Consider the following 643-nt stretch of genomic DNA (forward strand, 5'->3'; position numbering starts at 1 on the left):
CGCAGTTATACAGTCAAGTGCCTTGGTGTTTTGATACCGTTTAACGAGAGCAAGATACCCTCTCTCATTACATTCTTATATTTGATATACAAATATCCATTCAATGCTCAGATCAACATAGTACATAAGCAAACTTTTGGCCACTATGATTGGATTTTGGCAAAGTGAGCTTAACCTTATACTATACTCTTTTAGAGCCTCTTCAATTCTCATTTTCTAGCTCATTTATCCGCTCAAAAAGGCTTGGGTGCGAGTGATAGACAAATGAGTAAAGCCAGTGCGACTTCGGAAATGCTTTGTTTTCGCTGCCAAGCTTGGTTAGGGCGTTTATCATGTCAGTTTTGTTTGAAATTTCTTTTGAAAATCTATCTGCGCCAAATTCATTTTTGCGGCTAAAGTGCGAGATGATCGGCGAGAAAAGAAAGCTAAAAATAGGCGAGAAAAGCACCAAAAAGATGATGATGCTAGCACCATTTTGCCCTAGTCCTATCACCTCGTATGCGCTTGTGCTCACGTTTCCAAAGATAAAAAATAGACAAAATAGCATTACCGCACTTAGCGCTATCATTTTTAGGATATCTTTATGCTTAAAGTGCCCAAGCTCGTGCCCCAAAACCGCCACGATCTCTGCGGTGCTTAGCTT

General features: G+C 40.1%; 1 protein-coding gene. It reads right to left on the reverse strand.

The window, feature by feature from the left end; all coding sequences use genetic code 11:
• Window positions 1–202: 202 nt before the first annotated feature.
• Window positions 203–643: M48 family metalloprotease (locus CYP28_RS09520; RefSeq protein ID WP_181000450.1), on the reverse strand; the 441-nt coding region annotated here is incomplete at its 5' end.

Source organism: Campylobacter concisus (assembly GCF_002914195.1).
Taxonomy (GTDB): domain Bacteria; phylum Campylobacterota; class Campylobacteria; order Campylobacterales; family Campylobacteraceae; genus Campylobacter_A; species Campylobacter_A concisus_M.